Origin of the sequence: Actinomadura darangshiensis (assembly GCF_004349235.1) — a bacterium.
GTDB classification, from domain to species: Bacteria; Actinomycetota; Actinomycetes; order Streptosporangiales; family Streptosporangiaceae; genus Spirillospora; species Spirillospora darangshiensis.
In genome coordinates, this window is sequence record NZ_SMKY01000413.1 from 1 (window position 1) to 6,263 (window position 6,263).

A 6,263-nucleotide genomic window follows, 5' to 3' on the forward strand; every position below is an offset into this window, starting at 1 on the left:
GAGCTGGGTCAACTCGGGACGTTCCACGCGGCACCGGTCGCGCGCCATTGGGCAGCGCGGCGCGAACGCGCAGCCCTCCGCGATTTCGCCCGGTGCGGGCGGGGATCCGGGGATCGGGGTCAGCTCGTCGGCGTCGCCGTCCAGGGCGGGCAGGCTCTCCAGCAGGCCCCGCGTGTACGGGTGCCGGGGCGAGTCGAAGATCGCGGCGACGGTGCCGTGCTCGACGACCCGTCCCGCGTACATCACGACGACGCGGTCGGCCAGCTCGGCGACCACGCCGAGGTCGTGGGTGATCAGCACGGTGGCGGCGCCGGTCTCCCGCCGGGTCAGCCGCAGCAGGTCCAGGACCTGGGCCTGGACGGTCACGTCCAGCGCGGTCGTCGGCTCGTCCGCGATCAGCAGGTCGGGGTCGTTGGCGATGGCCATCGCGATCATCGCGCGCTGCCGCATGCCGCCGGAGAACTCGTGCGGGTACTGCTTCAGCCGCCGCTCCGCGCCCGGCACCCCGACGAGCGTCAGCAGCTCGGCGGCCCGCTCGCGGGCGGCGGCCCGGGACATGCCCGGCTGGTGCAGGCGCAGTGCCTCGCGGATCTGCGCGCCGATCGTCACCACCGGGTTCAGCGCGGTCATCGGATCCTGGAAGATCATCGCTATCCGGCCGCCGCGCAGTTTCCGCAGCTCGCGCGGGCGCATCGCGCGCAGGTCGGAGCCGTCGAACACGACGCGTCCCGAGACGACCCGGCCCGGCGGCCTGATCAGGCCGAGCGCCGACATCGCGCTGACGCTCTTGCCCGAGCCCGACTCGCCGACCACGCCGAGCGTCTCGCCGCGGGCGACGGTGTATCCGGCACCGTCCACGGCCCGGACGGTCTCCTCGTCGCCGGCGAACTCGACGACCAGGTCCTCGATCTCCAGCAAAGGCGCGGTCATGTGCGTCCTCCCGGGGTGACGGCGTCGCGGAGGCCGTCCCCGACGAAATTGACGGCGAGGACCGTCACCGCGATCGCGATGCCCGGCGGGATCCACAGCCACGGCATCGTCTGGATCAGCGTCAGGTTCTGCGCGTCGTTCAGCATGTTCCCCCAGCTCGCCTGCGGCGGCCGGACGCCGAGCCCGAGGAAGGACGCGGTGGTCTCCAGCATGATCGCCTGCGCGACGGCGAGGGTGCCGGTCACCGTGACCGGCGCCAGCGCCGCGGGGACGATGTGCTTGCGGATCAGCCACCACGGGTTCGCCCCGGACGCCTCGGCGGCCTGGATGTACTCGCGGTCGCGCAGCGAGAGCGTCACGCCGCGCACCACCCGGCCGGCGACCGGCCACTGCGTCAGCCCGATCGCGACGATCAGGACGGTGACGCTCGGCCCGACGATCCCGGCCAGCACCAGGATCACGACGACGGTCGGGAACGACATCACGATGTCGGCGATCCGCATGATCACGTTGTCGACCACGCCGCCGAACAGCCCGGACACCGCGCCGAACAGCGTGCCGACGATGACGGCGCCGAGGGCGGCGGCCAGCCCGACCAGCAGCGACACCCGTCCCGCGTGCAGGGTGCGGGCGAAGATGTCGCGGCCGGAGGTGTCGGTGCCGAACCAGTGCGCGCCGGACGGTCCCTGCCGCACCGCGTCCAGGTCGACCGCGTTCGGATGCCCGGCGATCCACGGCGCCAGCAGCGACACCAGCACCACCGCGGCGAGCACGGCGCTCCCGGCGACGGCGAGCCGGTTGCGCCGGAACCGCCGCACCGCCCGCGCCCGCGGCGACGCCGACACGGCCGGCGCCTTCTGCGGAGGCACCTTCATCGTCGTCATCGCAGGCTCACTCTCGGGTCGACGACGGCGTACAGGACGTCCGCGATCAGGTTGCAGAGCAGCACCAGGATCGCCACGTACAGCGCGAACCCGACGATGACCGGGTAGTCGTGCTGTTCGATCGAGCTGACCGCGAGCTGCCCCATGCCGGGCCAGGCGAAGACCTGCTCGATCACCACCGCGCCCGCCAGCATCTGCGGGATCTGGTACATCACCACGGTGATCAGCGGGATCAGCGAGTTGCGCAGCGCGTGCCGCAGGACGACGCGGGCCCGGGACGCGCCCTTCGCCTCGGCCGTCCGGACGTAGTCGGCGCCCAGCTCGTCCACCAGGCCGCCGCGCACGTAGCGGGTGAAGGGCCCGGCGGTGACGAACGCCAGGATCAGCCCCGGCAGGATCAGGTGCCGGAGCTGGTCGGCGGGCCCGCCGCCGCCCGGCGTGGTCATCCCGGCCGAGGGCAGCACGCCCCATTTCAGGGAGAACAGGTAGATCCCGACGATGCCGAGGAAGAACGGCGGCACCGACACGGCGGCCAGGCCGAGGACGGTGGCGCCGTAGTCGACGGCGGTGTTGCGGCGCACGGCGGCGGCCACGCCGAGCGCGACCGACACCACCAGCGCGATCGCCAGGGCGGCGCCCATGAGCTGCAGCGTCGGCCCGACCCGCTCGCCGAGCACCGCCGACACGGGACGGTGCCCGACGTAGGAGGAGCCGAAGTCGCCGTGCAGCGCGCCCTTCAGCCAGTGCCCGTACTGGACGACGACGGACCGGTCCAGTCCCAGCTCATGCCGCTTGGCCTCGATGAACGCGGCGCCCCCGCCGCGCATCTGCTCGGGGTCGACCATCATGCGGACCGGGTCGCCGGGCGCGGCCCGCACCAGCACGAAGATCCCGACGCTGATCAGCAGGAACACGAGCGCGTTCACCAGCAGCCGCCGGATGACGTAGACCGCCACGCCTCACCTCCTGTCGTCCATGGCGGCCGGGCCGGGGGCGCGCGCCCCCGGCCCGGCCGGGGTCAGCTCAGCTTCCAGTTCGCGAAGTCCCAGGTCCCGACCTCGTTGGTCGGGAGGCCGGCCGGCTCGAAGCCGGACAGGCGCGTCCGGTAGGCCCAGACCGTGTCCGGGTTGTAGAGCCACAGGTACGGGACCTGCGCGTTCTCGACCTTCGCGGCCTGCTGGAACAGGCCCTTGCGCTCGCCCGGGTCGGCGACCGAGTCGGCCTTGGACAGCAGCTCGTCCAGCTTCGGGTCGCAGAAGCGGGCGACGTTGCCGCCCGCCGGGTACGCCTGGTCGCAGGCGTCGATGGTCGCGACGGTGGACGGCTCGGTCGCGTAGTTGCCGCCGCCGAACAGCGCCAGGTCGTACGACTTCTTCTCGTAGGACGACAGCAGCTCGTCCGCCTGCACCTGCTTGAGCTTCACGTCCACGCCGACGGCCTTGAGCTGGCTCTGGATCACCGTCACGGCGGTGTCGCGGTCGCGCTGCCCGGGGATCCACGACAGCGTGACGGGCTTGGAGCCGTCCCAGCCGGCCGCGGCGAGCAGGCTCTTCGCCTTCGCCTGGTCGTAGGCGTAGGCGTTCGCGGCCGTGGTGGCGGCGTCGCCGTAGAAGCTGGTGTTCACGACCGTCCCGGCGCCGCCGAGCACCTTGCCGACCAGGCCCTTGCGGTCGATCGCGGTGAGGAACGCCTGCCGGACGCGCGCGTCCTTGAACCGGGCCTCCGACTGGTTGAGGGCGATCCGGGTGAAGCCGGGGCTCTTGGCGGACACGACCTTGACGCCGTCCATCTTCTTGACGGTCGGCAGGTCGGTCGGCGAGACCTGGGTGAGGTCCATCTCGCCGGTGCGGAGCTGGGCGGTCGCCACGTCGGAGGTGACCGGCTTCAGGTACACCTTCTTGATCGACACCGGCTCGCGGAAGTTCGGGTTGGCCTTCAGCTCGACGTACTGGTCGGTCTTGTAGTCGACGAACGTGAACGCGCCCGAGCCCACGGTCGGCTTGGTGAAGAAGCCGTTGTCGCCGAGCCCCTTCGCCGGCTCCGCGCCGAGGACGTGCTCGGGCAGGATCGGGGTGTTGCCGATCAGGCCCGGCAGCCCCGCCGCCGGCCGCGTCGTGGTGATCTTCACGGTGGCGGCGTCGGGCGCGGTCACGCCCTTGAGGGAGTCGGCCTTGCCGTCGGCGAGGTCCTTCGCGCCGGTCACCGCGGCGAACTTGCCCGCCTGCGCACTGCCCGTCGCCGGGTCGGCGAGGGCGGTGAAGGTGAACACCACGTCCTTGGCGGTGAGCGGCTTCCCGTCGCTCCATTTCAGGCCGGGCTTCAGCTTGAGCGTGATCGTCTTGGCGTCGCCGGAGATCTCGGGCGCGGCGGCGGCCAGGTGCGGCTTCAGCGCGTAGGACGCGTCCGCGCCGTACAGCGAGTCGAAGATGAACGACATGACGAGCTGGTCGGGCCCGTTGTTCGGCGCGAGCGGGCTGAACGTCTTCGGCTTCTGGTACAGGTACATGTTCAGCACGCCCGCGTCCCCGCCGGACGACTTCTGCGTGGGGTCGGAGCTGCAGGCGGCGAGCGCGCCCGCCGCGAGCACGCCGCCCAGCACGGCCGCGGCGGCTCCCCGTCCGGATCTGCCGGCCTTCGTTCTGCCGGAGCGAATGGTCATTGACTTGCCTCTTCTCGGCGGTGGCCGGGGTACCGGCCACTGGTCCGCTCAGCGGACGCGGTTCACCAGGCTGCCGAGCCCGGTCACGCGGACCGTCATCTCGTCGCCTGCGGACAGGAACTCCCCCGATGCCATCCCCACCCCGGACGGCGTGCCGGTGTACAGCACGTCGCCGGGCTCCAGCGTCATCAGCCGGGACGCGAACGCGACCAGCTCCGCGACGTTGAAGATCATCTGACCGGTGTCGCCGTGCTGCCGGACCCGCCCGTTGACCTCAAGGATCACTTCGAGCTTCTGCGGGTCGGGGACCTCGTCGGCGGTGACGAGGTACGGGCCGAGCGCGGCGAACCCGTCGAGCCATTTGCCGTTCAGCCAGTCGAAGAACGCGACCGCGGAGTCGCCCGTGTCGCGGTCGTGGCCGTAGTCCATCTTCCGGGCCGACACGTCGTTGCCGATCGTGTAGGCGCCGACGTGGGTCAGGGCGTCCTCGACCGGGATGTCCTTGCCGCCGCGCCCGATCACCGCGACCAGTTCGGCCTCCCAGTCGATGCTGGGGCTGACGGACGGCAGCGCGATGTCCTCGCCGGGGCCGCTGACGGACGTGCCGGGCTTGATGAACAGCCGCGGCGAGATCCGCGACTTGTCGATCTCGTCCCCGCCCGTCTCGGTCACGTGCTCCTGGTAGTTCGCGGCGACCGCGAGGACCTTGCCCGGACGCAGCAGCGGCGCGAGCAGCGTCACCTCGTCCAGGGCGTGGGCCGGCTCGCCGGACGGCACCGAGCCGAGCGCGCCCGCCAGGGCCGAGAGGTCGCCGGCGCCGAGGTCGGTGACGCGGCCGCCGTCGACGACCTCGCCGTGGCGGACTTCGCCGTCCGGCAGGCGGTACGTCGCGAGCTTCATGGATCAGACCTCCGGGGAGTCGATCGGCACGGGCGTGCCGAGGGCGAGGGAGCGGGCGGCGGCGTCGGTGACGCGCAGCGCGGCGAGGGCGTCGGCCGGGCCCGCCTCGGGCGGGCGGCCGGTGACGACGGCGGTGTGCAGGGCGGTCAGCATCCGGGCGACGGTGCCGGGGCCGTGCCAGGCGGTGCGGTCGCCCGTCACCGTCCGGACGGACGCGCCCGGCTTCGCGGCGTCGACGTCCATGACGCCGCCGGTGCCGCTGACGCGGTAGCGGTGCAGCGCCATGCCGGGAGCGTCCGCGGTGCCGCGCAGCCGTCCGACGGTGATCGTGCTGGTCAGGCCGTGCTCGTGGTCGAGCAGCAGGACGGTGAGCCGGCCCTGCTCGCGGCCCGGCAGCGCGTGCACGCGGCGGACCGCCTGCCCGGTGAGGGCCCGCACGACGTCCACGGGGTAGAGGCCGAAGTTGACGAGTTCGCCGTCCGGGCACGGGTCGCCGCCGTCGACGAGGAAGTCGGCCTGGACGTTCCAGGGTAGCCCGATCCGTCCCGAGGCGAGCGCGCCCTTGGCGGCCTGGACGGCGGCGCCGAACCGGTGGTGGTGCGCGGGCATGCAGACCAGGCCCGTCTCGTCGGCGGCGGCCGCGATCGCCTCGACACCGGCGGCGTCCAGCGCGAGCGGCTTGTCGGCGAGGACGTGGCACCCGGCGCGCAGGGCCTCGATCACCCGCGCCGCACGGTCGGCGGGCGGCGCGCACACGCACACGACCTCGGCGCCCGACTCGCGGACGGCGCCGGGCAGGTCGGGAAGCCCGCTCTCCACGACCTCGAACCCGGCGTGTTCCTGGAACGCGGGAACGTACATGTCGTGCTGGTGGTCCTGGGTCCCGAACC

Annotated in this window: 6 protein-coding genes; all 6 read right to left on the reverse strand. The window is 72.7% G+C overall.

What is annotated here, in order from left to right; genetic code table 11:
• Window positions 1–930: ABC transporter ATP-binding protein (locus E1293_RS43150; RefSeq protein ID WP_132205333.1), on the reverse strand; the 930-nt coding region annotated here is incomplete at its 3' end.
• Window positions 927–1,814, reverse strand: coding sequence for an ABC transporter permease (locus tag E1293_RS43155; RefSeq protein WP_207939450.1), 888 nt, complete (start codon window positions 1,812–1,814; stop codon window positions 927–929). The genes E1293_RS43150 and E1293_RS43155, both read right to left, overlap by 4 nt.
• Entirely contained in the window at window positions 1,811–2,770 is a 960-nt protein-coding gene (locus E1293_RS43160) for an ABC transporter permease (protein WP_132205336.1), read from the reverse strand. The genes E1293_RS43155 and E1293_RS43160 overlap by 4 nt, the downstream gene beginning before the upstream one ends.
• A gap of 62 nt (window positions 2,771–2,832) precedes the next feature.
• Window positions 2,833–4,473, reverse strand: a complete 1,641-nt coding sequence (locus tag E1293_RS43165) for an ABC transporter substrate-binding protein (RefSeq protein ID WP_132205338.1) — start codon at window positions 4,471–4,473, stop codon at window positions 2,833–2,835.
• Between the two features lie 48 nt (window positions 4,474–4,521).
• Window positions 4,522–5,373, reverse strand: a complete 852-nt coding sequence (locus E1293_RS43170; protein WP_132205340.1) for a fumarylacetoacetate hydrolase family protein — start codon at window positions 5,371–5,373, stop codon at window positions 4,522–4,524.
• A 3-nt stretch (window positions 5,374–5,376) separates the two neighbouring features.
• Window positions 5,377–6,263: Gfo/Idh/MocA family protein (locus E1293_RS43175; RefSeq protein ID WP_207939451.1), on the reverse strand; the 887-nt coding region annotated here is incomplete at its 5' end.

Coding starts and splice junctions, on each gene's coding strand:
- E1293_RS43155 (WP_207939450.1), bottom strand. CDS start 1,814: ATGACGACGATGAAGGTGCCTCCGCAGAAGGCGCCGGCCGTGTCGGCG.
- E1293_RS43165 (WP_132205338.1), bottom strand. CDS start 4,473: ATGACCATTCGCTCCGGCAGAACGAAGGCCGGCAGATCCGGACGGGGA.
- E1293_RS43170 (WP_132205340.1), bottom strand. CDS start 5,373: ATGAAGCTCGCGACGTACCGCCTGCCGGACGGCGAAGTCCGCCACGGC.